This is a genomic window from Pseudomonas sp. P5_B2, from assembly GCF_056400445.1.
The window spans coordinates 1-1,238 of the sequence record NZ_JBFULH010000965.1 but is presented as its reverse complement, the minus strand read 5'-3'; the positions used below and the strand labels follow the sequence as shown (position 1 = coordinate 1,238).

The 1,238-nt window shown below is 59.5% G+C and carries 2 protein-coding genes; both read left to right on the top strand.

Annotation, left to right across the window (positions count from 1 at the left end; translation table 11 throughout):
- Positions 1 to 727: anthranilate phosphoribosyltransferase (gene trpD / locus AC1DRJ_RS28365; protein WP_477805061.1), on the top strand; the 727-nt coding region annotated here is incomplete at its 5' end.
- The coding region (locus tag AC1DRJ_RS28360) for an indole-3-glycerol phosphate synthase TrpC (protein ID WP_477805060.1) at positions 724 to 1,238 on the top strand (515 nt) is incomplete at its 3' end. The genes trpD and AC1DRJ_RS28360, both read left to right, overlap by 4 nt.

Genomic DNA, 1,238 nt, shown 5'->3' with positions numbered 1-1,238 from the left:
GGCCAAGCACGGTAACCGTGCAGTGTCGGGCAAAAGCGGCAGCGCTGACTTGCTGGAGGCGGCTGGAATCTACTTGAACCTGACGCCGGTTCAGGTCGCGCGTTGCATCGACAACGTCGGCATCGGTTTCATGTTCGCCCAGACTCACCACCGTGCGATGAAGTACGCCGCCGGTCCGCGCAAGGATCTTGGCCTGCGTACCCTGTTCAACATGCTCGGCCCGCTTACGAACCCGGCCGGTGTGAAGCATCAGGTGGTAGGCGTGTTCAACCAGGCGTTGTGCCGGCCTCTGGCTGAGGTCTTGCAGCGACTGGGCAGCAAGCACGTGCTGGTGGTGCATTCGAAAGATGGCCTGGATGAATTCAGTCTGGCGGCGCCGACCTTCGTGGCGGAATTGAAGAATGACCAGATCACCGAATATTGGGTCGAGCCGGAAGACCTCGGCATGAAAAGCCAGAGCCTGCACGGRCTGGCAGTCGAAAGCCCGGCCGCCTCGCTGGAATTGATTCGCGATGCCTTGGGCAAACGTAAAACCGAAAGCGGTCAGAAAGCCGCCGAGATGATCATGCTCAATGCCGGTGCAGCGTTGTACGCCGCCGACCATGCAACCAGTTTGAAAGAAGGCGTTGCCCTGGCGCACGATGCGCTGCACACAGGCCTCGCTCGGGAGAAACTGGAGGAGCTGGGTGCATTTACCGCGGTATTCAAAGTGGAGAATGAGGGATGAGTGTACCGACGGTTCTGGAAAACATTCTGGCGCGCAAGGTCAAGGAAGTCGTCGAGCGTAGCGCTCGTGTGAGCCTGGCCGAGCTGGAAATTCTGGCCAAGGCGGCCGATRCACCCCGTGGTTTTGCCCAGGCGTTGTTGGCGCAAGCCAAGCTCAAGCAGCCGGCGGTGATTGCCGAAATCAAGAAAGCCTCGCCGAGCAAGGGCGTGATTCGCGAGAACTTCGTCCCCGCCGACATCGCCAAAAGCTACGAGAAGGGCGGCGCGACGTGTTTGTCGGTGTTGACCGATATCGATTACTTCCAGGGCGCCGATGCATATCTGCAACAGGCTCGGGCGGCGTGCAAACTGCCGGTGATCCGCAAGGACTTCATGATCGATCCTTACCAGATCGTCGAAGCCCGGGCGCTGGGCGCTGATTGTGTGTTGTTGATCGTCTCCGCGCTGGATGACGTGAAAATGGCCGAACTGGCTGCCGTAGCAAAAAGTGTCGGCCTCGATGTGCTGGTAGA